Origin of the sequence: Rhodophyticola porphyridii (genome assembly GCF_003688285.1) — a bacterium.
GTDB lineage: Bacteria > Pseudomonadota > Alphaproteobacteria > Rhodobacterales > Rhodobacteraceae > Rhodophyticola > Rhodophyticola porphyridii.
On the sequence record NZ_RCNT01000005.1, the window covers coordinates 268,391 to 293,242 of the forward strand.

24 protein-coding genes are annotated in these 24,852 nt (G+C 64.9%); 11 read left to right on the forward strand and 13 right to left on the reverse strand.

Translation table 11 applies throughout. The features are described from left to right. Positions 1–142 precede the first annotated feature (142 nt). On the forward strand, positions 143–892 hold the full coding sequence (locus tag D9R08_RS11740; RefSeq protein WP_233557434.1) for a phosphate ABC transporter ATP-binding protein: 750 nt from the start codon (positions 143–145) through the stop codon (positions 890–892). A 22-nt stretch (positions 893–914) separates the two neighbouring features. Here D9R08_RS11740 and D9R08_RS11745 read toward each other — a convergent pair whose 3' ends face one another. The 4 genes from D9R08_RS11745 to nth all read right to left on the reverse strand — a co-directional run bounded on the left by D9R08_RS11745 (position 915) and on the right by nth (position 5,745). Further along, positions 915–2,636 carry a cation:proton antiporter gene (locus D9R08_RS11745; protein WP_121898227.1) on the reverse strand — a complete coding sequence of 574 codons (1,722 nt, stop codon included), beginning with the start codon at positions 2,634–2,636 and terminating at the stop codon, positions 915–917. 142 nt (positions 2,637–2,778) lie between these two features. After that, on the reverse strand, positions 2,779–4,002 hold the full coding sequence (locus D9R08_RS11750) for a S8 family peptidase (RefSeq protein WP_121898228.1): 1,224 nt from the start codon (positions 4,000–4,002) through the stop codon (positions 2,779–2,781). 97 nt (positions 4,003–4,099) lie between these two features. Beyond that, complete coding sequence (locus tag D9R08_RS11755) at positions 4,100–5,104, reverse strand: adenosine kinase (RefSeq protein WP_121898229.1); 1,005 nt, start codon at positions 5,102–5,104, stop codon at positions 4,100–4,102. Further along, positions 5,101–5,745, reverse strand: coding sequence for an endonuclease III (nth, locus tag D9R08_RS11760; RefSeq protein ID WP_121898230.1), 645 nt, complete (start codon positions 5,743–5,745; stop codon positions 5,101–5,103). The genes D9R08_RS11755 and nth overlap by 4 nt, the downstream gene beginning before the upstream one ends. A gap of 164 nt (positions 5,746–5,909) precedes the next feature. Here nth and D9R08_RS11765 point away from each other — a divergent pair, with 164 nt between their 5' ends. The 4 genes from D9R08_RS11765 (at position 5,910) to D9R08_RS11780 (ending at position 9,617) form a co-directional block, all read left to right on the forward strand. Continuing rightward, positions 5,910–6,932 carry a Hint domain-containing protein gene (locus D9R08_RS11765; RefSeq protein WP_121898231.1) on the forward strand — a complete coding sequence of 341 codons (1,023 nt, stop codon included), beginning with the start codon at positions 5,910–5,912 and terminating at the stop codon, positions 6,930–6,932. 92 nt (positions 6,933–7,024) lie between these two features. After that, complete coding sequence (locus D9R08_RS11770) at positions 7,025–7,879, forward strand: methylated-DNA--[protein]-cysteine S-methyltransferase (RefSeq protein ID WP_407690609.1); 855 nt, start codon at positions 7,025–7,027, stop codon at positions 7,877–7,879. Positions 7,880–8,018: 139 nt separating this feature from the next. Then, on the forward strand, positions 8,019–8,672 hold the full coding sequence (locus D9R08_RS11775) for an OmpA family protein (protein WP_121898233.1): 654 nt from the start codon (positions 8,019–8,021) through the stop codon (positions 8,670–8,672). A 177-nt stretch (positions 8,673–8,849) separates the two neighbouring features. Then, the gene (locus D9R08_RS11780) at positions 8,850–9,617 is read left to right on the forward strand and encodes a FadR/GntR family transcriptional regulator (protein WP_121898234.1); all 768 of its coding nucleotides are present in this window, start codon (positions 8,850–8,852) and stop codon (positions 9,615–9,617) included. Here D9R08_RS11780 and D9R08_RS11785 read toward each other — a convergent pair. Beyond that, positions 9,614–10,834 (reverse strand): mandelate racemase/muconate lactonizing enzyme family protein, encoded by a 1,221-nt coding sequence (locus D9R08_RS11785; RefSeq protein WP_121898235.1) that lies wholly within the window; start codon positions 10,832–10,834, stop codon positions 9,614–9,616. The two genes, D9R08_RS11780 and D9R08_RS11785, sit on opposite strands and share 4 nt — an antisense overlap. Positions 10,835–10,966: 132 nt before the next feature. Then, positions 10,967–12,109 carry a zinc-binding dehydrogenase gene (locus tag D9R08_RS11790; protein WP_121898236.1) on the reverse strand — a complete coding sequence of 381 codons (1,143 nt, stop codon included), beginning with the start codon at positions 12,107–12,109 and terminating at the stop codon, positions 10,967–10,969. A 147-nt stretch (positions 12,110–12,256) separates the two neighbouring features. Between D9R08_RS11790 and pcaD the strand changes: the two genes are divergently transcribed. The 3 genes from pcaD (at position 12,257) to D9R08_RS11805 (ending at position 15,709) form a co-directional block, all read left to right on the forward strand. Continuing rightward, positions 12,257–13,057, forward strand: a complete 801-nt coding sequence (gene pcaD, locus D9R08_RS11795; RefSeq protein ID WP_121898237.1) for a 3-oxoadipate enol-lactonase — start codon at positions 12,257–12,259, stop codon at positions 13,055–13,057. Then, positions 13,054–14,388 (forward strand): lyase family protein, encoded by a 1,335-nt coding sequence (locus D9R08_RS11800; RefSeq protein ID WP_121898238.1) that lies wholly within the window; start codon positions 13,054–13,056, stop codon positions 14,386–14,388. Before pcaD ends, D9R08_RS11800 begins: the two co-directional genes overlap by 4 nt. 85 nt (positions 14,389–14,473) lie before the next feature. Further along, complete coding sequence (locus D9R08_RS11805) at positions 14,474–15,709, forward strand: TCR/Tet family MFS transporter (RefSeq protein WP_121898239.1); 1,236 nt, start codon at positions 14,474–14,476, stop codon at positions 15,707–15,709. Here the strand turns inward: D9R08_RS11805 and D9R08_RS11810 are convergent. The 3 genes from D9R08_RS11810 to D9R08_RS11820 are packed head-to-tail and all read right to left on the reverse strand — an operon-like array spanning position 15,679 to position 18,181. Next, a complete protein-coding gene (locus D9R08_RS11810) occupies positions 15,679–16,656 on the reverse strand; it encodes a threonine ammonia-lyase (RefSeq protein WP_121898240.1) in 978 nt (325 codons plus the stop codon). The two genes, D9R08_RS11805 and D9R08_RS11810, sit on opposite strands and share 31 nt — an antisense overlap. Beyond that, the gene (locus tag D9R08_RS11815; RefSeq protein WP_325048888.1) at positions 16,653–17,492 is read right to left on the reverse strand and encodes an alpha/beta fold hydrolase; all 840 of its coding nucleotides are present in this window, start codon (positions 17,490–17,492) and stop codon (positions 16,653–16,655) included. The genes D9R08_RS11810 and D9R08_RS11815 overlap by 4 nt, the downstream gene beginning before the upstream one ends. Then, complete coding sequence (locus D9R08_RS11820; RefSeq protein ID WP_121898324.1) at positions 17,489–18,181, reverse strand: haloacid dehalogenase type II; 693 nt, start codon at positions 18,179–18,181, stop codon at positions 17,489–17,491. Before D9R08_RS11820 ends, D9R08_RS11815 begins: the two co-directional genes overlap by 4 nt. A 158-nt stretch (positions 18,182–18,339) precedes the next feature. Here D9R08_RS11820 and D9R08_RS11825 point away from each other — a divergent pair, with 158 nt between their 5' ends. After that, positions 18,340–18,768: an FKBP-type peptidyl-prolyl cis-trans isomerase gene (locus D9R08_RS11825; protein ID WP_121898241.1), complete on the forward strand. Its 429-nt coding sequence runs from the start codon at positions 18,340–18,342 to the stop codon at positions 18,766–18,768. 4 nt (positions 18,769–18,772) lie between these two features. Here D9R08_RS11825 and D9R08_RS11830 read toward each other — a convergent pair whose 3' ends face one another. Genes D9R08_RS11830 through fabA form a run of 3 tightly spaced genes read right to left on the reverse strand, consistent with a single transcriptional unit; the run spans position 18,773 to position 21,327 of the window. Continuing rightward, positions 18,773–19,561 carry an enoyl-ACP reductase FabI gene (locus tag D9R08_RS11830; protein WP_121898242.1) on the reverse strand — a complete coding sequence of 263 codons (789 nt, stop codon included), beginning with the start codon at positions 19,559–19,561 and terminating at the stop codon, positions 18,773–18,775. A gap of 4 nt (positions 19,562–19,565) precedes the next feature. Then, positions 19,566–20,795 carry a beta-ketoacyl-ACP synthase I gene (gene fabB, locus D9R08_RS11835; RefSeq protein WP_121898243.1) on the reverse strand — a complete coding sequence of 410 codons (1,230 nt, stop codon included), beginning with the start codon at positions 20,793–20,795 and terminating at the stop codon, positions 19,566–19,568. Positions 20,796–20,817: 22 nt separating this feature from the next. Further along, entirely contained in the window at positions 20,818–21,327 is a 510-nt protein-coding gene (gene fabA, locus D9R08_RS11840; RefSeq protein WP_121898244.1) for a bifunctional 3-hydroxydecanoyl-ACP dehydratase/trans-2-decenoyl-ACP isomerase, read from the reverse strand. A 188-nt stretch (positions 21,328–21,515) separates the two neighbouring features. Between fabA and irrA the strand changes: the two genes are divergently transcribed. Together irrA and typA are read left to right on the forward strand one after the other, a co-directional pair. Beyond that, entirely contained in the window at positions 21,516–21,935 is a 420-nt protein-coding gene (gene irrA, locus D9R08_RS11845) for an iron response transcriptional regulator IrrA (RefSeq protein WP_121898245.1), read from the forward strand. Between the two features lie 131 nt (positions 21,936–22,066). Beyond that, positions 22,067–23,887 (forward strand): translational GTPase TypA, encoded by a 1,821-nt coding sequence (gene typA, locus D9R08_RS11850; RefSeq protein ID WP_121898246.1) that lies wholly within the window; start codon positions 22,067–22,069, stop codon positions 23,885–23,887. A gap of 67 nt (positions 23,888–23,954) precedes the next feature. Here typA and cysE read toward each other — a convergent pair whose 3' ends face one another. After that, positions 23,955–24,773 carry a serine O-acetyltransferase gene (cysE, locus tag D9R08_RS11855; RefSeq protein ID WP_121898325.1) on the reverse strand — a complete coding sequence of 273 codons (819 nt, stop codon included), beginning with the start codon at positions 24,771–24,773 and terminating at the stop codon, positions 23,955–23,957. Between the last annotated feature and the right edge of the window lie 79 nt (positions 24,774–24,852).

Sequence of the window (24,852 nt, forward strand, 5' to 3'; positions counted from 1 at the left end):
TCCCGTCTCTGTCCGCGTGAGACCTTCGAGATCAAGGATCAGGACCAAAATCAGGAGCGCCAAGATGTTCGACACTGCTGACACGGACACCACCACGACCACCACCGTCATCCATCCCTCGGGCCGCAATACGCCGCCATTCATGGAGATCCGCGACCTCAACCTCTGGTATGGCGAGAAACAGGCGCTGATCGACGTGAATTTCGATCTCCATCCCGGCGAGGCGCTGGCCTTTATCGGTCCCTCCGGCTGCGGCAAATCCACCGCGCTGAAATGCCTGAACCGGATGCATGACGACACGCGGGACGTGCGGATCACCGGCCAATTGGTGCTGGATGGCGAAGACATTCACCACCCCGACGTGGACCCGCCGCTTCTGCGCCGGCGTTTCGGATGGGTCGCGCAGAAGCCCAACCCGTTCCCCTCCTCAATCTGGAACAATGTCGCCTACGGAGCCCGGCTTCACGGGCTGATGCGCGACAAGGCGGAGCTGGAGGGCCATGTGGAAACCTGCCTGCGCCGCGCCCATCTGTGGGAGGAGGTGCGGGACGATCTGCACCGCAAGGCGGGCACCGATCTGTCGGGCGGGCAGCAACAGCGGCTGTGCATCGCCCGCGCGCTGTCCACCCAGCCCGATGTGCTGCTCATGGACGAGCCCACCGGCTCCATCGACCCGATCGCGACCGCCAAGGTCGAGGAACTGGTGCTGGAGCTGAAGGAAAGCAAGGCCATCGTCATCATCACCCATTCGATGATGCAGGCCCGCAGGGTCGCGGACCGCGTGGCATATTTCCATCTGGGCCGGCTTCTGGAGATCGGTCCCACGGAAACCATGTTCACCAATGCCAAGACCCGCGAGGCGCGCGCCTTCATCGACGGCCAGTTCGGCTAGGCCCGCGGGCCCGCAACGCGGCTCATGAGGCCAGATCGCGCTGCCCCTCGGGGTCGGTTACATCGGCGATTGCGGGGCGAGCGGTGCCGTCCATCACCAGCCGCGCGGCCTGGGTGGCGGCGTCCTGGAACGGGCGCAGCACCAGATCGGCGCCGGCCAGCCGCATCGCCTCCCCCGTCCTGTCATTGTGGACGGCCACCGCGACCTTTCCCGCAAAGCCCAACTGACGCAGCGCCAGCACAAGGGCGCGGCGCGGATCGTCATGGGTGATGCCCGTGTCATGCTCCGGCACCGCCGAAACCGCCCATTGCACGTTCGACAGCGGCAAATGGGCCAGAAACTCCGGGTCGGTCGCGTCGCCATAGACCACATCCATGCCCTGATCGCGGGCGAAGCGGACCGCGACCGGATTGAAGTCGACCCCCAGAACACGCTGCCCCTGCTCCGCCAGTTCGCGGGAGATCGCCATGCCATAGCGGCCAAGGCCGAACACGATGACGTCATGAGCGCGCGTGGGCGCCTCGCTTCGATCCTCCATCGCGCCTGCCGAGGCGCGTTCGAACACGCCCAGAACCGGCTCCACCCGGTCATAGAGCTGGTGAGAATAGGTGATCATGTAGGTCGAGGCCGCGATGGTGATCAGCCCGACCAGCGTGACGAGTCCGAGCGCCTCGTCGCTGACATGGCCGATGGAGACACCCATCGCCATGAATATCAGGGAAAACTCGCTGATCTGCGCCACGGTTAGACCCGCCAGAAACCCGGTTCGCTTGCGGTACCCCATGGCCCCCATGATCGCCAGTACGATCAATGGGTTTCCGATCAGAACGAAGGCGGAGAAGATCAGCGCGGCGAAGACGCTGGCGCCCAGAACCGACAGATCCAGCGATGCGCCAAGGGCGATGAAGAAAAACAGAAGCAGAAAGTCGCGCAGGCTTGCCAGACGCGCGGCAATCGCCTCCCGGAACGGGGTGGAGGCGAGCGAAACGCCCGCCAGCAGACCGCCCAGTTCCTTGCCGAAGCCCAGATAATGGCCCAGCGCCGCCAGCATCGCCGCCCATCCGATGGCGAAAGAGACCAGCAGTTCGGGTGACCGGGACAGCCGCTCCACCAGCGGGTCGGCGAGATAGCGGATGAACAGCCCGACCGCCACCAGCATCAGCGCGCCATAGCCGAAGACGGCCAGCACATCGGTCCAGGCGCCATCCTGGCCTGCCCCCACACCGATGGCCGACAGCACGATCATCGCCATCACCACCACCAGATCCTGCACGATCAGGAACCCCAGCGCGATGCGCCCGTGCAGCGAGCCGAGTTCGCGCTTGTCGGTCAGCAGTTTCACGATGATGATGGTGGAGGAGAAGGTCAGCGCCACCGCGATGTAAAGGCTCGTGACCCAGCCGAAGCCAAGCGCCAGCCCGATCAGGAAACCGAAGATCGTGGTGAAGGCCACCTGCCCCAACCCGGTCAGCAGCGCTACCGGCCCAAGGGTTCTGACCATGTTCAGATCCAGCTTCAGCCCGACAAGAAACAGCAGCACCGCAATGCCAAGCTCGGCCAGCAAATCGATCTGGATATCCGAGCGCGCGATGTCCAGAACCGACGGCCCGGCCAGGATACCCACGGCGATGAAGCTCACGATCAGCGGCTGGCGCAGCATCAGCCCGACGAAGCCGACCGACGCCGCCAACACCAGAAGGGCGGCGATTTCGTAGAAGATATAGCTGTTGAGCGCGTCTGTCATACGTAGCGGCCTCCGGCAATGTTGTTGCGACGATGGCCTGGCTGGATTGGATGCCCGGGCCTGCCAAAGCACCGCTACCCTGTTACAGAGATTCCAGTCAGCAAGTCACTGCAACAATTGATAGGAAAAGCCTTCCTGTCGCTTAGGCAAGCGCCGCGGAGGGTGTCTGCACCAGACCCTGCCCGCGATCAGCGATATCGGTGCCCTCGACGAACCCGTCCCGCGAGGCGCTGGTCAACATCCGCGCCTCCACCGCCCGGCTGGTCAGCGGCACGCCCGCGCCCGCCAGTGCCTGCCACCAGAGCGCGGCAGCGCCGGCCACGTGCGGGCAGGCCATGGAGGTGCCGTTCAGCGCCACCAGCCCGCCCCCGGTCGCGGCGGAGAGGACATTGACCCCCGGCGCGCTCAGCACCGGGTTGGTGTTGGAAAAGGGCGCAACCGAAAGCACGCCGCCCGCCTCCGAAACCGCGCCGACGGAAATGACCCCCTCGGCCGCCGCCGGGACGGAGGCCGAAACCTCGAAATCCGGGTTCGTCTCGCGCGCGCTTTCGTTGCCGCTCGCCGCCACCACGATCACCCCGCCATCGAAGGCGGCCTGTGCGCGAAACAGGTCCATGATCCGGTCGAACATGCGCAGGTTCATCCGGTAGGCCTCCAGCGCGATGGAGGTGGCCAGGATCACCGGCATGCCCTCCTCCGCGACCAGTCGCTCCGCAAATCCGGGAAAATCGAAGCCGAGCGACATCGAGACCACCCGCACCCGGTTGCTGGAGGCCCATTTCAGCGCATCGAACAGCATCTCCGAACTGCCCGAGCCGTCATCGCCCAGAACCTTGCCGATCAGGGCCGTCTCGACCCCGGGGGCAACGCCGATCCGCGTGCCCTCCACATCCCGTCCGAAAATCGTGCCCGCGCAATGGGTGCCGTGACCGTTCGGATCGCCGTCACCATCGCCGGAAAAATCCCGCTGCTCCAGTTGCACGCCCCGGAATGCCGGATGGGTGGCATCGATGCCGGTATCCAGCACGGCCACTTTCACGCCCGCCCCATCAAACGGGCTGTCGGCGGCGCCGATCCGCGCCACGCCCCATGTAGGCCCATCCCCCGCGCCCGGCCCCGGCGTGGCGGAGGCAACCGGCATCACCAGCCGGGTCGGCATGGCACGGGCGACGTGAAGCACGCCCGGGTCATGCTCAAGGCTGCGAGCCTCGGCGCTGTGCATCTCGGCGGTTTCGAAGACGGGGTCGGGCGGAATGGTCGATGCCATGCCGCGGCTGAAAGGCTCGCCCGCCGCCCCGGGTACGCCGAAGGGCTGCCCGCGCCGCAACGCGGTGTTTTCATCGCGCAGGATGATGTAGCGATCCATGATCGGCACCCCGAAAAATCTGTTTCAAGAACAACGGACTGCGGCGGTTATGCGCGTGACGGCCCCGGCTCTTGCTAGCAAATCGCGGGGTGCGGACCTAGCCTTCGATCTGGATCAGCCCCTCTTCGGCGAAGAGCTGCCTGAGCGGGCGATGCGGGCGCGGCCCGATATGGCGGATCACCTCGGCCGCGGCCAGAACACCCATGCGCCCCGCCATTTCAAGGCTCTGCTCCGTGGCCAGCCCGTAAAGGAACCCGGCGGCGAACTGATCGCCCGCGCCGGTCGCATCCACCGGGGTGATCTTCTCCACCGGCACCTCCACCTGCTCGTCATCGCGGCGCAGGATCACCGCCTCGCCCGAGCGGGTGCACACCAGCGTCGGGCAAACCATCGCCGCCTCACGCAGGGCCACATCCAGATCGTGCGTTTCGTAAAGCGACAGCCATTCGGCCTCGTTGCCGATGACGAAATCCATCTCATCCTCGATCAGCGCCCGAAAGCCATCACGGTGGCGGTCCACGCAAAACGGATCGGACAGGGTTATACCCGCCTGTCCGCCTGCCGCCCGGCATGCGGCTGCTGCGGCAAGAAAGGCGGATTTGCCCTTGTCCTTGTCGAAAAGATACCCCTCCAGAAACAGGAGTTTCGCGGCGCCCATCACACTTGGGTCCACGTCCTCCTCGCTCAATTCGGAGGACACGCCCAGATAGGTATTCATGGAGCGTTCTCCATCGGGCGAGACGAAAATCATCGAGCGCGACGTCGGCAGATGCTCGCCGTTCACCGGCGGGTTCGGAAAATCTGTGCCTTCGGCCACCATGCTGTCGGCATAGAACCGGCCAAGCGCGTCATCCTTGACCCGGCCGACAAAGGCCGTGCTCAAACCCAGCGTACCAAGGCCCGCCAGCGTGTTGGCCACTGACCCGCCCGGCGTCTGGACCCGGTCCGACATGGCGGCGTAAAGCACCTCCGCGCGTTCGCGCTCGATCAACTGCATGATGCCCTTGGTGATGCCCATATTGTCCAGGAAACTGTCATCGCCATGGGAGATCACGTCGACGACCGCATTGCCGATGCCCACCACGTCATAGGTTTTGCTCATAAGGTCTTGTCCTCGAATTGGCACAGATCGCGGATGATGCAGGCCGCGCATTTAGGTTTGCGCGCCACACAGATGTAGCGCCCGTGCAGGATCATCCAGTGATGGGCATGCTGCTGGAATTCCACCGGAATATTGTCTTCTATGGCGCGCTCCACCGCATCGACATCCTTGCCCGGCGCAATGCCCGAACGGTTGCCGAGGCGGAAGATATGCGTATCGACCGCCTGCGCGGGATAGCCCCACCACATGTTCAGGACCACATTCGCGGTCTTGCGCCCCACCCCGGGCAGCGATTGCAGCGCCGCGCGAGAGGACGGCACCTGCCCGTCATACTGCTCCACCAGAATGCGGCTGAGCTTGATGACGTTCTTCGCCTTGTTGCGATAGAGCCCGATGGTCCTGATATGACCGATCAACGCCTCTTCGCCGAGGTCCAGCATCTTCTGCGGTGTGTCCGCGATCTGGAAAAGCGCGCGCGTGGCCTTGTTCACGCCTGCATCCGTCGCCTGCGCGGACAGGGCCACAGCCACGACCAGCGTGTAGGCGTTCACATGCTCCAGCTCGCCTTTCGGCTCCGGTTCGGAGGCGCGAAAACGCGTGAAAATCTCGTGGAGCGTATGATAGTCGAGCTGTTTGGCCATTTCGGGCAACCGTATGGCGCGGCAGAACCGGCACGGCAAGCCCCCGGTTGATTACCGCCAATTCTTTGCGAAATGTTCGCGCTTTGCCCCGGCGCGGTTAACGAGGTGTTAATCATCGGCCTGTAAAGATCGGAGACCGAAAGTCGACCTTGAAAGGCACTGCCTTGCCCCGCATTCGTCTTACCGCCTACGATCCTCTGGCCCTCGTCTATGACCAGCGGGAGGCGACATTCGCCCTTGGGGCCGGGTTCGATCCCCGGCGGGACGAGATCGAGATGATCGTCACCCCCGGCGCGACCGGCGGGCCGTCGCCTGCGCCCGTGGCCAGTATCGTCACCCCCGCCGACAGGCCCCGGATCAGCGGCGCGGTCGATGCCGTCCCCTATGCACGGCTGCGCGCGCCCGACGGCCCGGCAATCTGTCTCGACCGGATCGAAATCGACGGGCGGGCGGTGGGCTATGCAAGTTCCCGACCGCTTGTGCCGGGCCTCGGCTATGCCGACCTGACCGGCGACGATGTACCGGGCGCACCTGCCCATGCCGACAGGGCAGGCTCATGCACCGCGCATGATCTGCCCGGTTTCGCCTCCGACGCGCTGGTGGCGACCGGGGCCGGGTTGCGCCGGGCGGACAGCCTGCGCGAAGGGGACATGGTGCTGACCCATGACAACGGATTGCAACCCGTTCGCTGGATCCTGCACCACCGCATGCCCGCAGGCACACCCGCGACGGGCCCCGGCCCTGCTCCGCTGCAGCTTGCCGCAAGCGCGGTGTCGGCCGGGCGGCCCGAACAGCCGCTGATCGTTTCGGGCTCTCTACGGATCCAGATCCGCGAACCGATGGCCGAGCTTCTGTTCGGCGAGCCGCAGGTTTTCGCACAGGCGAGCCGGCTGGCCGATGGCGGCGGCATTGCCGCGCTGCCGGCCGGTACCTCCGGCACCGTTGTCCAGCTTCTCTTCGACGCCCATGAACTGGTGCAGGCCAACGGGCTCTGGGTCGAAAGCCTCTGGCTGGGTGAGCCGACCCTGAATGCCCTGCCGCCGATGGCGCGGGTCATCGCCCAGCAAATCGCCCGCGGGCTATCCGACCGGCCCTGCCTTGCCCATCTCGATCTGGCACCCGAGGAAATCCTCTGCCTCTATCCGCAGCGCCAGAGACAGCGGGAAACGCGCGCCAGCGTCACCTGACACTGGCCGTCCGTTAGGCGCAAGAACCGGGTCGCATCCGCCATCGACGCCCCCCTATCCTTGACCAAAGGATGGAGCGTAAGATGAATGAGATGACCCAACCGGAAGCCGACACCGCCTATCACTTCAACGTGGTACGCCGCGCGATCGACATCATCGATGCAGCACCCGCGCCCGGCCCCTCGCTGGAGGATCTGGCGCGCGCGCTCAAGATGAGCCCCGCCCATCTGCAACGCGTGTTTTCCAGATGGGTCGGCGTATCCCCCAAACGCTATCAGCAATACCTGATGCTGGATCATGCCAAGCGCCTGCTGGCCGACCGGTTCACGGTGCTGGATACCGTGGCCGAAACCGGCCTTTCCGGCGGCGGCCGCCTGCATGATCTTTTCCTGCGTTGGGAAGCGATGAGCCCCGGCGACTACGCCCGTGGCGGCGCGGGCCTGACAATCCGCTACGGCTGGTTCGACAGCCCGTTCGGCGACGCTCTCGCCATGGGGACCGAGCGGGGCCTCTGCGGAATGGCCTTTGCCTCCGAAGTCGGGCGCGAGGCCGCCTTTGCCGACATGTCGGGGCGCTGGCCCAATGCGGACTACGTTGAAGACATGGTCGCGCTGGCCCCCTGGGTCACCGCCGCCTTTGGTCGGACCGGTGAGACACGCCTGCACCTGATCGGCGCGCCCTTCCAGATCAAGGTGTGGGAGGCGCTCCTGTCGATCCCCTCCGGGCAGGTCACCACCTATTCCGAGATCGCCGGGGCGGTCGGAAACCCCCGCGCGGTGCGCGCCGTCGGCACCGCCGCGGGGCGCAATCCGATCAGCTGGCTGATCCCCTGCCACCGCGCGATCAGGAAATCGGGTGCGCTGGCGGGCTATCACTGGGGGCTGCCGGTCAAACGCGCCATGCTCGCCTGGGAAACCGCCGCAGAGGACGCCCGCAACTCCGCCTGACCGGGCGGCCCCTCCGAACCGGCGGCTTTCCGCCGTCGCTTTTTCCGGTGTTATTGAATAACAAGGCCCTGCTATTGCAGATAGCCAGGGAGGCCCGTGACAGATACCGGGCCAGAAGACATGGGAAAAGGGCAGCTACATGACCATTCGTAAAACCGGCATCGCCGTAACCGCCATCGCCGCATTGGGCCTCACCGCCTGCGTGCCGACCAACACCGATCCGAACGCGAACCGCACCCGGGACGGTGCGATCATCGGCGGTATCCTGGGGGCTGCGATCGGGGCGCAGGCCAATGACAGCGACCGGGGCATGGGCGCCGCAGCAGGGGCGGCCGTCGGCGCGCTTGCCGGCGCGGGCATCGGCCAGATGCTGGACCGTCAGGCGCGCGACCTGCGATCGTCGATGGCCAATGACCAGATTTCGATCAACAACACCGGCGAAGAGCTGGTGGTGACTATGCCCGAGGGCATCCTGTTCGCCGTGGACAGCGCCGCCATCCGCCCCGGCCTGCAAAACGATATCCGCGCCCTTGCGCGCAACCTGCAGCAGTACCCCAACACCACGGTGGATGTGATCGGCCATACGGACGACACCGGGTCGGCCGCCTACAATCAGGATCTGTCCACGCGCCGCGCCAATGCGGTCGCCGGCGTGATTCTGGAGGAAGGCGTCAGCCCCGCGCGCGTCCGCAGCTATGGCCGGGGCGAAACCGCACCGATCGCCACCAACGCCACTGCGGCGGGCCGCCAGCAAAACCGCCGGGTGGAAATCGTCATCCGCCCGATGAACTGACGCTTCCGCCGGTTCAAAAATCCGAACCCGGCCCCCGAACGGGCCGGGTTCGCGCCCCGCGATGTTTCGGCCAGATGGCCCGGAGCCGCCCGGCCGCGCAGCATTCCCCATCACAAGCCTAGACAACCCGCCCGTGCTGGTCATATGTTTTGACCAATTGGGAGGGAGGGCCCGGTCGTGCCGTTTCAGCGCATAGAGGCGGAAAAACTGTCCCACTCCGTTGTGCGACAGATCGAAGAGTTGATCCTGCGCGGCATTCTTCGGCCGGGCGAGCGGCTCCCGTCCGAGCGGGAGTTGAGCGAACGCCTGGGCGTGTCGCGGCCGTCACTCCGCGAAGCCATCGCCGAATTGCAGACCCGCGGCCTGCTCGCCACACGGGCGGGCGCCGGCATCTATGTTGCCGATGTGCTGGGCAGCGCCTTTTCCGAGGCCCTGATCCGGCTGTTCGCCGCCCATGACGAGGCGGTGTTCGACTATGTGTCCTTCCGCCGGGATCTCGAAGGGCTGGCCGCCGCCCGCGCGGCCGTGCATGGATCGGACACCGATCTGAAGGTCATCGACACGCTTTACCATAAGATGGAGGCCGCTCATTCCAAGCGGAACCCCTCGGACGAGGCGGAACTGGACGCGGAGTTTCACCTGGCCATCATCGAGGCCAGCCACAATGTGATCATGCTGCACATGATGCGGTCGATGTTCGACCTGCTGCGCGAAGGTGTCTTCTACAACCGCCAGATCATGTTCAAGCAGCGCACAACCCGCGACCTGCTTCTGGAACACCACCGCATCATCAACGACGCGATTCAGGCCCGCGATCCCGAGGCCGCCCGCGCGGCGATCATCACCCATATGAACTATGTGGAAGAAGACCTGAAGAATCAGCAGCGGGCCGAGAAGAACGAAGAGGTGGCGAGGCTGCGCTACCAGCACGAAAAGACGCGCTAATCCTCCGCCCCGCCCGCGAAGGCATTGCCGCCCTGCCAGTCGCAGGGCGCGTCGCGCATCTCCAGATGAAGACGGTCGCCGGTATAGGCATGCGCCGCCGCCACGGCGTCCTCCAGCGCGATGCCCAGACCGGGCGCGGCAGGCGCCTCGACAAAGCCGTCCGTGACCCGTGGCCGCCCCGATACCAGAGCGTCATGAAAGGGCGTCTCGATCGCCTCGACCATCAGCAGGTTGGGCGTGCTGATGCCGAAATGCACATTCGCGGCCCATTCCACGGGCCCGGCGTAAAGATGCGGCGCCATCTGCGCATTGTGGCTTTCGGCCATCGCGGCGATCTTCTTGACCTCCCAGATGCCGCCAGCCCGGCCAAGGGCCGGCTGCAGGATGCGCACCCCTGCGCGCAGAACCGGGGCAAACTCCGCCTTGGTGCAAAGCCGTTCGCCGGTCGCGACCGGGATCGCGCTGGCCGCCACGACCTCTGCCATGGCTGCCATGTTGTCGGGGGGAACCGGCTCTTCGTACCAGAGCGGGTCATAGGGCGCCAACGCGCGCGCCAGCCGGATCGCGCCTGCGGTCGAAAACTGCCCGTGGGTGCCGAAAAGCAGATCGGCCCGCCCCCCAACCGCCTCCCGGATCGCCGCGCAATGGGCGACGGATCGGGCGATATCGGACAGCGCGGGCATATGTCCGCCGCGCATCGTGTAGGGGCCGGCGGGGTCGAATTTCACCGCAGTCCAGCCGTCATCGGCCAGGGCCGCGGCAGCCTCGGCCGCCATATCGGGGCTGGTCCAGAAAGCGCGAGGATCGTGGTGGTCCATCGGGTACAGATAGGAATAGGCGCGCAGACGATCGTTCATCCGCCCTCCGATCAGTGCCCAGACCGGCCGATCCCGCGCCTTGCCCAGAATGTCCCAGCAGGCCATTTCCAGTCCGGAAAATGCGCCGATCACGGTCGGATCGGGCCTCTGCGTGAACCCGCTCGAATAGACCCGGCGGAACATCTTCTCGATACTCTCGGGGCTTTCGCCCTCCATATGCCGCGCAAACACGTCGCCGATGACCGCGCGCATCGCCTCCGGCCCGACAGCCGCGGCATAGACCTCCCCCAATCCGGTGATCCCGCAGCTGGTGGTGACCCGGACGATCAGCCAGTAACGCCCGCCCCAGCCCGGCGGCGGCGGCGCGATGACAAACACCTCAAGATCGGCGAGTTTCATGGCGGGCTCTCCTTTTTCCGGGGGCCGGAGAACCGACCAGATCACGTTTCGCCGAACGGGTCCAGATGACCCGATGCAGCTATCGGCGGACCCCGGGGCGCAGCCTTGCTATCCGGAGCGGGCGCGCGTCCGTCACCCCGGCAACGCCTGATCTCCCGCAATCCCCGCGGGACCGGTACCGCCCGGGGAGACGCCCCGAAACACGATGACATTGCGCCGCGCCTTACCACTTCTGGTATCGGCGATCGCCTCGTTGATCTGGTCCAGCGTCCACCGCCCGGTCACCAGTTCATCAAGCTTCAGACGGCCCTGCCCGTAAAGCTCGACCATCCAGGGAATATCGCGTTGCGGGACAATCTCGCCCATCAGCGAGCCGCGCATACCCTGCCCAGTCGCGGCAATGATCACCGGCTCATAGCTGGCCGTGTCGCCCGAATGCGGCATACCGACCGCATAGACCGTGCCTTTCGGCGCCAGAAGCCGCATCGCCAGATCATAGGCCGGGATCGCACCGACGGAGACCAGCACATGATCGGCGCCGCGACCGCCGGTCAACGCCCGGATCGCTTTCAACGGCTTCGGCTCGCTTGCCAGCATTCCGTCGGTGGCTCCGAATGCCCTGGCATCCTCCAGTTTCGACGGCTCCAGATCCATCGCGATGATCCGTGCCGCGCCTGCGATCCGGGCCCCCTGGATCGCGTTCAGGCCTACACCTCCCGCGCCGATCACCACCACGTTCTGCCCCGGCCGGATACCGGCGGTGTTGACCGCCGCACCGACGCCCGTCGGCACTCCGCAGGCCAGAAGGCACGCCGCCTCCGGCGCCAGGTCGCCCACGCCAACGACCTGGCTCTGGTCGACCACCACCTTTTCCGCGAAGGCCGCGCATTTCAGGCCCTTGACCAGCGCGCGCCCGTCCGCGCCCGTCAGGCTTGGCGCCACCGGCGCGGCGGAACTGCAATAGACCGGCGCGCCCGAGGCACAATCGACGCAAGTGCCGCAGGCGCGGATCAGCGTCACGATCACCCGCGCGCCAGCCTCCAGACCGGTCACGCCGGGCCCGAGACCGGTGACGATCCCGGCCGCTTCATGGCCGTAGACCGCCGGCAGGCCGCCGCCCCATCCGCCGTCGATATAGGAGATGTCGGAATGGCAGATGGCCACCGCCTCCAGCGTCACCTCCACCTCGCCCGCGGCAGGCGCGCGCAGGGTGACCTCCTCGATTTTCAAAGGTTCGCCAAAGGCATGGCAGACGGCCGCGCGGATGAGTGTCACCGATAAATCCTTCTCGCTTTAAGGCAGAGTGCGAAGGGTTTTACCCGCCCGCAAGCCCATTCGCGGCGTGCAAGGTCCGTTTGCGCCACCACGCCCGGCTTGCGGCACGGGCCGATCTGTCAGACAAAGCCCCTGAGGGAGGATCACATGAACAGCATCCAGCTTGGCGATATCCATCTGCATGTGCGGCAGGATGGCGACCCGAACGGCCCACCGGTGGTCTTCGCCAACTCGCTCGGCACCGATCTGCGGCTTTGGGACGATGTAGTGGCGCGGCTTCCGCAAAGCCTGCGGATCATCCGCTATGACAAACGCGGCCACGGGCTGTCGGCCTGCCCTCCCGCGCCCTATTCGATGGGTGCATTGGTGCGCGATGCGGAGCGGCTTCTCGACGCGCTGGAAGTGCGTGATTGCGTGTTCGTGGGCCTCTCCATCGGCGGCATGATCGCGCAGGGGCTGGCCGCCAAACGGCTCGATCAGATCCGCGCCGTGGTCCTGTCGAACACCGCCCCCAAAATCGGAACGCGCGAGATGTGGCATGAGCGGATCGCAATGGTGGAAACCCAAGGTCTCACGGCGATGTCGGATACGATCCTCCAACGCTGGTTTTCCGTGACCTTCCGGGAGAGCGCGGCGGTTCTGCCCTGGAAACGCATGGTCGAAACCACACCGGCGGCGGGCTATGCCGGGTGTTCCGCCGCGATTGCGGGGACCGATTTCTACACCACCACGGCGGCGCTGCGCCTGCCCGCGCTGGTGATCGCGGGGTCCGAAGACGGCTCCACCCCGCCAGATCTGGTGCGCGAAATGGCCGGGCTCATCCCCGGCGCGCGGTACGAGCTGATCCGCGAGGCGGGCCATCTGCCTTGCGTTGAAAAGCCCGACATCTACGCCGGCCATCTGGTTGATTTCCTGACCGGTCTGGGCGTGATTGAGGGCGCATCATGAGCATCTCGCCCTTCGACAGTGCTCTCTACCACGATCTGTTTACGGATCGCGAAACCGCGAAACTGTTCACCGACAGCGCCGAGATCCGCGCCCTGCTTCTGGTCGAGGGGGCGCTTGCCAAGGCCCAGGGCGCGCTTGGCATCATCCCGGCTGAGGCGGGCGACGCCATCCACCGCGCCAGTCTGGAGGTCCAGATAGACCCCTCCGCCCTGTCTGCCGCCACGGGCCAGAACGCCGTTCCGGTCCCTGCATTGGTGGCCGCCTTTCGGGCCGAGATAGGTGACCGGGAAGCGGCTCAATACGTCCATTGGGGGGCCACGTCGCAGGATATCATCGACACCGGCCTGATCCTCCGGCTGCGTCAGGTTCTGGCGCGGATGGAGGGCGAAATATCCCGCCTTTGCAAAGCGTTGGCCGGCCATGCCGGGAGGCATGCGGAAACGCCCATGGCCGGCCGCACCTATGGCCAGCGGGCGACGCCCACCAGCTTCGGAATGGTGGCGGCGGGCTGGGGCCATCCGTTTCTGGCGCATCTGGATCGCCTCGATCAGCTGCGCCCGCGCCTTCTGACGATCTCGCTGTCCGGGGCGGCTGGCACGGGCGCGGCCCTCGGCACCGACCTGCCCGCCCTTCGCGACGCGCTGGCAAAGGCGCTTGGCCTGGCCGCGCCGCACGCGTCCTGGCACAGCCAGCGCGACCGGATCGCAGAGCTTGCGGGCTGGCTGGCGCTGGTCGCGGGCTCGGCCGGAAAGCTGGGCGAGGATCTGGTCCTGCTGACCCAGACCGAGATTGCGGAAATCTCTCTGGGCTCCGCCGGAGCCTCCTCGACCATGCCGCAGAAACAGAACCCGGTCGGCCCCTCGGTTCTGGTGGCGCTGGCCCGGCATGTGGCGGCGCTCAACACCGCGATGCAGGGCGCAATGCTGCACCGGCAGGAACGGGACGGCGCGGCATGGCTTGGCGAATGGCTGAGCCTGCCGCCAATGGTGGCGGGGGCCGCAAAGGCCTTGGCACTCGCCGCCGATCTGGCCGAAACGCTGACGCCGGATACCGCGCGCATGGCCTCCAACATCGCCGATCCGCTGGATCTGATCCATGCGGAAGCCTACAGTTTCCTGCTTGCGGAGCGCATTTCCAGACCGGAGGCACAAAACAGGATCAAAGGGTTATGTGCCGAAGCTCAGACATCCGGCACGCCACTTGGCAATCTGTTGGCCCGCGATTTTCCCGATCTGGACCTTGCCGCCGCGCGCGATCCGCGACGCGCGCTTGGCCACGCCCCCGCCGAGGCGCGCGCCTATGTGGAGGCCGCGAAGCAGCGGTTTTCCTGAGCAAATCCCCTTGGGGATGGACAGCCCACGGCTGGCCCGATAGGTAAACGCGCTGTCCGACGCGGCGGCAGAACCGGATTTTCCCATGCGCAGCCGCCTGCCTGTCATCTTCATTCTGATCACCGTCGCCCTCGACGCCATCGGCATCGGGCTGATCCTGCCCGTGATGCCGGATCTTATCCGCGAGGTCCGTGGTGCCGATCTGGCCAATGCGGCTTTGTGGGGCGGGATCCTGTCGGCCGCCTATGCGGTAATGCAATTCGGCTTTTCGCCCACCCTCGGCAATCTCAGCGACCGGTTCGGACGCCGCCCGATCCTGCTGGTCTCGATGGCGGTCATGGCGCTGGATTATGCGGTGATGGCGGTGGCAGGCACGATCTGGCTGCTGCTGGCGGGCCGCATCGTCGCGGGCATCGCCGCGGCCACCCATGCTACCGCCCTGGCCTATATGGCCGACATCACGGAACCGGATAAACGGGCGCAGAATTTCGGCCTGATCTCGGCAGGCTTCGGCGTCGGCTTCATTCTTGGCCCGATCCTCGGCGGACTGCTTGGCGGGCTGGACCCGCGCGCACCCTTCATCGCCGCGGCCTGTCTCGCGGCGCTCAGCTTCGTCTTCGGCTATATCGTTCTGCCGGAGTCCCTGCCGCGGGAAAAGCGTCGCCCGCTCCGGTGGCGCCGGGCCAATCCGCTTGGCGCGTTGCAGCATGTGGGCGCCCTGCCGGGTGTGAGGCTGCTGCTGATCGTGATGCTGGTCTACCAGATCTCCAACTTCGTCTATCCCGCGGTCTGGGCCTATTACACGCAAGCCGCGTTTGGCTGGGGCACCGGCAAGGTGGGCCTGTCGCTTGCGCTGTACGGTCTGGCGATAGCCGTGGTGCAGGCGGGACTGATCCGTCTCATCCTGCCCCGCCTGGGCGAGGTCCGCGCGGTCTACTGGGGTCTGATCCTGAACATGGTCTGTCTGGTCGCCTACGGTCTGGCAAGCCAGGGCTGGATGATCTGGGCGCTGATCCCGATCTCGGCCATCGGCGCGATCGTGGCCCCGGCCATGCAGGCGGTGATGTCGCGGGCGGCGGGCGCGGACCAGCAGGGCGAATTGCAGGGCGTCCTGTCCTCCATCGCAGCCCTGTCGATGATCCTGTCGCCACTGATGATGACGCAGGCGTTTTTCTGGTTCACCCGCGACGGCGCGGATCCGGTGCTGCCCGGCGCGCCCTTCCTTCTGTCGGCGGTCCTGATGTCGATGTCCTTTGCGATCTTCGCCATCGGCCTTGGCCGCAGGCGATCTCAGGCTGCCTCCGACAACACCTCGCTGTAAAGCGCCAGATCCACATTCCCGCCCGAGGCCGTGGCGATCACGGCATCGCCCTCCAGCGCATCGCCATGGAACAACGCGGCCGCAAGGGCCACCGCGCCGCCCGGCTCGATCACCAGCTTCAGCCGGGCGGCCGCAAGCCGCATCGCCGCGCGCACCTCGACATTGCTCACCACCAGCCCGGGGCCGCAACGCGCGGCCATGATCGGAAAGGTGATCTCCCCCGGCGAGGGTGTGAGGATCGCATCGCAAAACCCTGTTTCCGGGCCGCTATTCCGGACAATGGCGCCCGAGACGAGCGAGCGCGCGGTATCGTCGAACCCCTCTGGCTCGACCGGTCTTACCCGCATCCGCGGCGCGCGCGCTTCCAGCGCCAGCGCGATGCCCGACGTCAGGCCGCCGCCGCCGCAACAGCTCAGCACCTCCGCCTCGGTCACGCCCTGTTCCGCCGCCTGTTCGGCAATCTCCAGCCCGCAGGTGCCCTGTCCGGCGATGACCAGCGGTTCGTCATAGGGCCGGATCAGGGTCAGCCCCCGGTCGGCCTGCAGCCGCGCGCCGATCTCCTCGCGCTTTTCACGCCCGGCGCGGTCGTAGAGCACGACCTCGGCGCCGAAGGCGCGAGTGTTGTCGATCTTCAGCGCCGGCGCATCCTGCGGCATGATGATGGTGGCCGGCACACCATGAAGCTTTGCCGCCAGCGCGACGCCTTGGGCGTGATTACCCGAGGAGAACGCCAGAACCCCCGCCGCGCGCCGCTCGGGCGTCAGACCGGACAGGGCTGACCACGCACCGCGGAATTTGAAGCTGCCCGTATGTTGCAGGCATTCCGCCTTCACCAGAACGCGCCGGCCGGCGATCTCGTCCAGAAACGGGGAGGACAGCAAGGGCGTACGCCGGACATGGCCCCTCGCCCTGTGAGCCGCGGCCTCTATCATTTTGATATCACTCATGAGACACGGTCCAGAAATTCGGAGATCAGGGCAACCGCGCCGGGCTCGTCCAGAAACGGCACATGTCCACGGTCCGGGATCTCGGCCACCAGCATGTCAGGCCGCCTACGGCGCATCTCGGCGGTGGTCTGCCTTGACAGCAGGTTGGAGTTCGCGCCGCGGATCAGGGCAAGCGGCAACCCGTCCAGCGCATCGAAGAGCGGCCAGAGGTCCGGCGCCGGCTGCGTCGTGTCAAAGGCGGGGGCCACGGCCTCCCGCAGGCGCGGATCATAGCGCAGATGCAGTCCGTCCTCCTCCTCCCGCCAGATCCGCCGCGCCATGTCCGCCCATGTGGCGGGCGGGACATTCTGAAAATCCGGCGCATAGCTTGCAGGCAGGGCCGCGGCACCTTCGGACAGCGTGGCAAATCCGGGACGCCGGCCGATGTAATCCATGATCGCGTCCAGCCCGCCGGGGTCGATCACCGGGCCCACATCGTTCAGCACAACGCCGGAAAGCCGCTCCCTGGCGGTCGCCGCCAGCATCATCGCCACCAGCCCGCCGCGCGATGTGCCCAGGATGGCCACCTTGTGCAGCCCCAGATGGTCCAGCAGGGTCAGCACGTCGCGCGCCTCCTGCGGAACATTGTAGCTCATCGGGTCGGGGGCGTGATCCGATGCCCCGCGACCACGGAAATCCATCCGTATGATGCGCGCGCGCTCCGAAAAGGCCGCCACCACAGGCTCGAAATCCTCCATGTTCCGGGTCAGCCCGGGCAGGCACACTAGCGGCGCACCCGCCCCCTGGTCCTCATAGGCGAGACGCAGACCATCGTCAGAAACCGCATATCGGATCATGCGGGATCGGCCCGGGCCACGTCGGGCACGCAGCGCAGATCCCGGGCGGTTTGTCCGGGCTTGCCAGATAACCTGTCCACCGGCTCCCCGGCGCGGTTCACCCAGAGCACCCGGAACCCATAGGAGGCCGCCGCGGCGGCATCCCACCCGTTCGACGACACGAACAAAACCTCGTCCTTGGAGACATCCAGATGGCGGCCCACCAGCGCATAGACCCGCGCATCGGGCTTGAAAACCCGCTCTTCCTCGACGCTCAGCACTGCATCGAGCAAATCACCGATCCCTGCGCTGTCCACCGCGCCTTCCAGCATCTTGGGCGATCCGTTCGACAAAATCGCCGTCTTCATCCCGTTGGCTTTCAGCGTGGCCAGGGTTTCCGGCACTTCAGGATAAGCTGGTAAGGTCCAGTAAAGGCCCAATAATCGCTCCCTGAGTTCCGGATCGGCCTGATCGGTCACATCCAGCGCCCAATCCAGCCCGTCCTGCGTGATCTGCCAGAAATCCACATGGTCGCGCGTGATTGTGCGGATCCATGAATATTGCAACTGCTTGGCACGCCAATGACTGGAAACCTGTTGCCAGACCGCGGCGAACCCTTCCAGCCCGTCTTCCTCCGCCAGATTTCTCGCGGCGGCGTTTACGTCAAATAATGTCCCATACGCATCGAATACACAGGTTGTAACCGGCATGGCATCGCCTTCCTGTTTTGGTGGCGCCATGGTGACACAGGCCGCCTCTTCCGACAATTCTCAACAGCAATATTTACTTAGGTCGGAATTCGGCTAGGTTCGGGGGATCATCGCGCTGCGGATCGCGGCGCAAAAATCCCCCCCAACAAGGATGTCATATGACAAAGGTCACCCAAGGCACTTCGGTATCGTTCCACTACACCGGAACCCTCGACGACGGGTCCGTGTTCGACAGTTCGGACGGCCGCGACCCCCTGCAGTTCACCATGGGCGAAGGTGAGATCATACCGGGGTTGGAAGCCGCATTCGAGGGCATGAACCTCGGCGACAGGAAAACCGTCACCGTCCCCGCCGATCAGGCCTATGGTCAGCATATCGCCGATGGCGTCCAGCAGGTCCCGCGGGAGGCCATTCCCGACGATATCCCCTTGGAACCGGGCACAAAACTGCAATTACAGACGCCCGAGGGGCAAACCATGGTCGCCGCCATCACCGAGGTGTCGGATACCCAGGTGACGCTCGATGCGAACCACCCGCTGGCCGGTCAGGATCTGACTTTCGCGGTGCATATCGTGGCGCTTGGCTAGAGCGTTAAAGGTTCTCGGGCTGCATCATCCCAAGTACATGATAGCCGCCGTCCACGACAATGATCTCGCCCGTGGTACAGGCTCCGTAGTCCGAGGCGAGATAAACCGCCGTGCCGCCGATCGCCTCCAGCGTTGCGTTGGCGCGCAGGGGGGCGTTCGCCTCGGTCGTCTTGAAGGTCTTTCGCGCCCCACCAATCGCGGCCCCGGCCAGCGTCTTCATCGGGCCCGGGCTGATCGCGTTCACGCGAATGCCCTCGGGGCCCAGATCGTTGGCAAGATAACGCACCGCTGATTCCAGCGCCGCCTTGGCCACACCCATCACATTGTAGAACGGCGTGACCCGGTTGGATCCCTGATAGGTCAGCGTCAGGATCGTTCCGCCATCGGGCATCAGCGCCGAGGCCCGCCTGGCCACGTCTATCAGCGAATAGCAGGAGATCGTCAGCGAGGTTTTGAAGTTCTCGCGCGTGGTGTTGATGAAACGCCCCGTAAGTTCGGATTTATCTGAAAACGCAATGGCATGGACCACGAAGTCGATACTGCCCCAGACCTTTTTCAGCCGTTCGAAACAGGCATCCATCGAGGCGTCATCGGTCACATCCACGTCGATCAGAAGATCCGAGCCAAGCGATGCGGCAAGCGGTTCCACGCGTTTGCCGAATGCCTCCCCCTGATAGGAGAAGGCCAGTTCCGCCCCCTCCGCATGCATCGCCCGCGCAATGCCCCAGGCGATGGAGCGCTCATTGGCGACCCCCATGATCAGCCCGCGCTTGCCCCTCATCAATTCCGACATTTTTTTATCCGTTGTATTTCGACAGCAACATCGAGCCGTTGGTCCCGCCAAACCCGAAGGAATTGGTCATGACCGTGTCGATCCCCGCATTTTCGACCAGCGCCGTAGCGATCTCGGCAGGGTCAAGCCCCGGGTCGAGGGTTTCGACATTGATCGACGGGGCGATGAAATCATGCTCCAGCATCAGCAGACAGAAAGTCGCCTCCAAAGCACCCGCCGCACCCTGCGCATGGCCCGTCATGGACTTGGTGGAGGAAATTGGCGGCGTCTTCCCCTGGCCGAACACCCGGCGCACCGCCTCGACCTCGCCGACATCGCCCACCGGCGTGGAGGTGCCATGCGCGTTGATGTAATCGATCTTGCGCCCCTCCGGCAGGGTCTGCAGCGCCAGCCGCATCGCCCGTTCGCCGCCTTCGCCCGAGGGCGCGACCATGTCATGCCCGTCGGATGTGGCTGCAAATCCGGTGACCTCTGCATAGATCCTGGCGCCGCGCGCCAGCGCATGTTCCAGTTCTTCCAGCACAAGGATCGCGCCGCCGCCGCCAATCACAAACCCGTCGCGATCAGCGTCGAATGCCCGGCTGGCGCGTTCGGGCGTCCCGTTGAATTTGGAACTCATCGCGCCCATCGCGTCGAACAGGCAGGAAAGCGTCCAGTCCAGTTCCTCCGCACCGCCTGCGAACATGACATCCTGCTTGCCCATCATGATCTGTTCGGCGGCCGCCCCGATGCAATGCAGCGATGTGGAGCAGGCGGAGGTGATCGAATAGTTGATCCCCTTGATCTTGAAGGCCGTGGACAGATTGGCGCTGATCGTCGACGACATGCATTTGGGCACGGCGAACGGCCCGATCCGCTTGGTCGCCTCGGTCTTCAGGACGGTCTGATGGGCCGCGAACATGGCGCTGGTCGACGGCCCGCCGGAGCCCGCGATCAACCCGGTTCGCGGCGTGCTGATCGTGCTTTCCTCAAGCCCCGCATCGGCGATGGCCTGCGTCATTGCGATATGGGCATAGGCCGCGCCCGGCCCCATGAACCTGAGCGCGCGCTTGTCCACATGCTCGGTCACGTCGATTTTCAATGTGCCGGCGATCTGGCTGCGGAACCCGTGCTCGGCCATTTCGGGCGAAGCTTCGATGCCGGATTTACCCGCTTTCAGCGCGGCGGTGACCTCGTCGGCCCCGTTTCCGATCGGCGAGACGATTCCCAGACCTGTAACAACCACACGGCGCATGAACGCACCCTCCCTCGCAAACTCAGCTTTCCGACAACGCGACCTTCATGTCCTTGACCTGATAGATCACTTCTCCGTCAGCCTCCACCCGTCCGTCGGCCACTCCCATGGTCAGGCGCCGGGTCTGGATTGCCTTGGTGAAATCCACGAAATACGTCAGCATCTTGCGATCGGGCCGGACCATGCCGGTCAGCTTCACTTCGCCCACACCAAGCGCGTAGCCGCGCCCCTGCCACCCCCGCCAGCCGAGATTGAACCCGGTCAGCTGCCACAACCCGTCCAGCCCCAGACAACCGGGCATGATCGGATTACCGGGGAAATGGCACTCGAAAAACCACAGATCGGGGGTGATATCGAACTCGGCCCTGACATGGCCCTTGCCGTGCTCGCCGCCATCGCCGGAAATGTCGGTGATCCGGTCCATCATCAGCATGGGCGGTTCCGGCAACTGGGCATTGCCCGGCCCGAACAACTCGCCCCGCGCGCATTGCAGCAACGCATCTTTGTCAAAGCTCGTTGGAAAATCCGCCATATGTCCCTGCCTGCCGCTACACGTAGCATTCTCAGATGCGTTTGCTTCCTTGTCCCTATCACTGGGGCGGCAAAGCTGGCAAGTGCGGGCCGTTTGGTCACAGATCGCGGAACTGTTGGCAAAACCGTTTGAAAAACGGGGGCCAAACGCCATATAAAAGGGCTGAAACGCCAGGAAAGACCCCGCTTATGACCCCTGAAGCCCTTGAACGCGGCACCAAATGGCTCGCTCAGGCCGATCTGCGGCCCACGCGGCAGCGTCTGTCTCTCGCCACGCTTCTTGTGGGGGACGGTCAGGACCGGCATGTGACGGCTGAGGGGCTGCATGCCGCGGTGTTGGGCACCGGCGACAAGGTTTCGCTGGCCACGGTCTACAACACGCTCAAGGCGTTCTGCGACGCGGGCCTGATGCAGGAGGTCACGGTCGACGGATCGCGGTCCTATTTCGACACACGGATGGACGATCACCCGCATTACTACTGGGAAGATGACGGAAGGCTGACCGACGCGCCCGCCTCCCAGTTGAAAATCACCTCCCTGCCGACCCCGCCCGAGGGGCACGAGATCGCCAAGGTCGATGTGGTCATCCGGCTCCGCCGCAAGAACTGATCATATCCGGACAGAATCTGCCGCTTCGGTGTATCCCGCAAGGGTCTACGCCTGAGCGTTTTCCACTGGCCTTTGCGCTCGCAGCATTGTAACGCCCTGCCAACTCCACTTTTATCCAAGGCCGTTCCCTCATGGACCTCCGCAATATCGCGATCATCGCGCATGTCGATCATGGCAAAACCACACTTGTGGACGAACTGCTGAAGCAGTCCGGCGCATTCCGCGACAATCAGGCCGTGGCAGAGCGGGCGATGGACAGCAATGACCTGGAACGCGAACGCGGCATCACCATTCTTGCCAAGGCTACCAGCCTGGAATGGAAGGGCATGCGCATCAATATCGTCGACACGCCCGGCCATGCCGATTTCGGCGGCGAGGTGGAGCGGATCCTGTCTATGGTGGATGGGGTAGTGTTGCTCGTCGATGCGGCCGAAGGGCCGATGCCACAGACCAAGTTCGTGACGTCCAAGGCGTTGGCGCTCGGCCTGCGCCCCATCGTGGTGCTGAACAAGGTCGACAAGCCCGATGCTGAACCGGACCGGGCCCTGGACGAATGTTTCGATCTCTTCGCCAATCTTGGCGCCGATGACGATCAGCTCGACTTCCCGCATCTCTACGCCTCCGGTCGCGCCGGGTGGGCCGATGACACGCTCGACGGTCCGCGGAAAGATCTGACCGCGCTCTTCGACCTCGTTGTGTCCCATGTGCCCGCCCCGAAACAGATCGCCCATGACAAGGAACCGTTTCGCATGCTGGCGACCACGCTCGGCTCCGATCCGTTTATCGGCCGCATCCTGACCGGACGGGTCGAAAGCGGTACGCTCAAAGCCGGCGAAACCGTCAAGGCACTGTCCCGCGACGGCGAGAAGATCGAACAGTTCCGCGCGACCAAGATTCTGGCGTTCCGAGGTCTCGGCCAGCAACCGATCGACATCGCCGAAGCAGGTGACATCGTCAGCATTGCGGGCATGTCCAAGGCCACCGTGGCCGACACGGTCTGTGACCTCTCGGTGACCGAGGCGATCCCGGCACAGCCCATCGACCCGCCCACGATCACGGTCACTTTCGGCATCAATGACAGTCCGCTGGCCGGCAAGGACGGCAAGAAGGTTCAGTCCCGCGTGATCCGCGAGCGCCTGATGAAAGAGGCGGAATCGAATGTCGCGATCCGCGTCACCGACACCCCCGGCGGCGAGGCCTTCGAAGTCGCGGGCCGTGGCGAACTGCAGATGGGCGTTCTGATAGAAAACATGCGCCGCGAGGGGTTCGAGCTGTCGATATCCCGCCCGCAGGTTCTTTTCGTTGAAGAAAATGGTGAGAAACTGGAGCCTGTCGAAGAGGTGACCATCGATGTCGATGACGAATACACCGGCGCCGTGATCGAAAAACTGACAGGTCCGCGCAAGGGTGAGTTGTCGGAGATGAAGCCTGCGGGTGCGGGCAAGACGCGGATCGTGGCGCTTGTGCCGTCCCGCGGCCTGATCGGCTATCATGGGGAGTTTCTGACGGATACCCGTGGAACCGGCGTTCTGAACCGCGTCTTCCACGCGTGGGAGCCCTACAAGGGGCCGATCCCGGGCCGGCGCGCCGGTGTCCTTATCTCGATGGAAAACGGCACATCGGTCGCCTATGCGCTCTGGAACCTCGAAGAGCGGGGCAAGATGTTCATCGGCGCGCAGGAAGCCATCTATACCGGCATGATCATCGGCGAACACAGCCGCGACAACGATCTGGAAGTAAACCCGCTGAAAGGCAAGAAGCTGACCAATGTCCGCGCCTCCGGCACCGACGATGCGGTCCGTCTTACGACGCCAATCACGATGTCTCTGGAACAGGCCATCGCCTATATCGACGACGACGAGCTGGTCGAGGTCACGCCCAACGCGATCCGCCTCCGCAAACGCTTCCTTGATCCCCATGAGCGCAAACGCCAGGCCCGAGCGGCCAGCTGAACGCAAAGAAACGGCGCCCCACGCGGCGCCGTTTTCCGTTATCTCTCAATTGACTGGAAACCGTCCTTCAGGTGGATGAGCCCCCGCAAGGGAGCAGATGATCCATCTTCATCGACGGTTGGTCGCAACCGGCCTCTCCCACGATCTTTGCAGGCACGCCCGCCACCGTCTTGCAGGCTGGGACATCTTCAAGAACTACCGACCCTGCGGCCACGCGGGAGCAATCCCCGACCCGGATATTACCCAGAACCTTCGCACCCGCCCCGATCAGAACACCGTTCCCGATCTTCGGATGCCGGTCCTCTTCTTCCTTGCCGGTGCCGCCAAGGGTCACGGAATGCAGCATCGAAACGTTGTCGCCCACCACCGCCGTCTCCCCGATGACGATGGAATGAGCATGGTCGATCATGATCCCCTGCCCGATCCGCGCCGCGGGATGGATATCCACACCGAACACCTCGCTCACCCGCATCTGGATGAAATAGGCAAAGTCCTTGCGCCCCTGCCGCCACAGGAAATGGCCGACCCGATAGGCCTGGATCGCCTGGAAACCCTTGAAATACAGAAGCGGCTGCAAGAAGCGATGGCAGGCGGGATCGCGCTCGTAAACCGCGACGATATCGGCGCGGGCCGCGGCGCCAATCCCCGGATCGGCGGCAACGGCCTCATCGGCAATCTCGCGCAGGATCTGCTCCGACATGTCGCCAGATGTCAGCTTCTGCGCCACGCGATAGGCCAGCGCCCTCTCCAACGTGGCATGGTGCAGGACCGATCCATGCACCAGCCCGCCGAGCAAAGGCTCGGCCTGAACCGCCTGTTGCGCCTCGGCGGTGATCCGCGACCAGACCGGGTCGATCTCTGCGATATGGGTGCGGCGTTCAGCCATGGCGGCCTCCTTCGGGGCAGTCTGCCGACCCTTTATACCAGATCGGCAGGCCATCCCAAGACAGAAACCGTGATCGACG

Coding starts and splice junctions, on each gene's coding strand:
- D9R08_RS11820 (WP_121898324.1), bottom strand. CDS start 18,181: ATGCCGGTTACAACCTGTGTATTCGATGCGTATGGGACATTATTTGAC.
- nth (WP_121898230.1), bottom strand. CDS start 5,745: ATGGCCAAACAGCTCGACTATCATACGCTCCACGAGATTTTCACGCGT.
- fabA (WP_121898244.1), bottom strand. CDS start 21,327: ATGGCGGATTTTCCAACGAGCTTTGACAAAGATGCGTTGCTGCAATGC.
- fabB (WP_121898243.1), bottom strand. CDS start 20,795: ATGCGCCGTGTGGTTGTTACAGGTCTGGGAATCGTCTCGCCGATCGGA.
- D9R08_RS11810 (WP_121898240.1), bottom strand. CDS start 16,656: ATGAGTGATATCAAAATGATAGAGGCCGCGGCTCACAGGGCGAGGGGC.
- D9R08_RS11825 (WP_121898241.1), top strand. CDS start 18,340: ATGACAAAGGTCACCCAAGGCACTTCGGTATCGTTCCACTACACCGGA.
- D9R08_RS11785 (WP_121898235.1), bottom strand. CDS start 10,834: ATGAAACTCGCCGATCTTGAGGTGTTTGTCATCGCGCCGCCGCCGCCG.
- D9R08_RS11770 (WP_407690609.1), top strand. CDS start 7,025: ATGACCCAACCGGAAGCCGACACCGCCTATCACTTCAACGTGGTACGC.
- D9R08_RS11745 (WP_121898227.1), bottom strand. CDS start 2,636: ATGACAGACGCGCTCAACAGCTATATCTTCTACGAAATCGCCGCCCTT.
- D9R08_RS11805 (WP_121898239.1), top strand. CDS start 14,474: ATGCGCAGCCGCCTGCCTGTCATCTTCATTCTGATCACCGTCGCCCTC.
- D9R08_RS11800 (WP_121898238.1), top strand. CDS start 13,054: ATGAGCATCTCGCCCTTCGACAGTGCTCTCTACCACGATCTGTTTACG.
- D9R08_RS11755 (WP_121898229.1), bottom strand. CDS start 5,104: ATGAGCAAAACCTATGACGTGGTGGGCATCGGCAATGCGGTCGTCGAC.
- typA (WP_121898246.1), top strand. CDS start 22,067: ATGGACCTCCGCAATATCGCGATCATCGCGCATGTCGATCATGGCAAA.
- D9R08_RS11775 (WP_121898233.1), top strand. CDS start 8,019: ATGACCATTCGTAAAACCGGCATCGCCGTAACCGCCATCGCCGCATTG.
- D9R08_RS11750 (WP_121898228.1), bottom strand. CDS start 4,002: ATGGATCGCTACATCATCCTGCGCGATGAAAACACCGCGTTGCGGCGC.
- irrA (WP_121898245.1), top strand. CDS start 21,516: ATGACCCCTGAAGCCCTTGAACGCGGCACCAAATGGCTCGCTCAGGCC.
- pcaD (WP_121898237.1), top strand. CDS start 12,257: ATGAACAGCATCCAGCTTGGCGATATCCATCTGCATGTGCGGCAGGAT.
- cysE (WP_121898325.1), bottom strand. CDS start 24,773: ATGGCTGAACGCCGCACCCATATCGCAGAGATCGACCCGGTCTGGTCG.
- D9R08_RS11830 (WP_121898242.1), bottom strand. CDS start 19,561: ATGTCGGAATTGATGAGGGGCAAGCGCGGGCTGATCATGGGGGTCGCC.
- D9R08_RS11815 (WP_325048888.1), bottom strand. CDS start 17,492: ATGATCCGATATGCGGTTTCTGACGATGGTCTGCGTCTCGCCTATGAG.
- D9R08_RS11740 (WP_233557434.1), top strand. CDS start 143: ATGGAGATCCGCGACCTCAACCTCTGGTATGGCGAGAAACAGGCGCTG.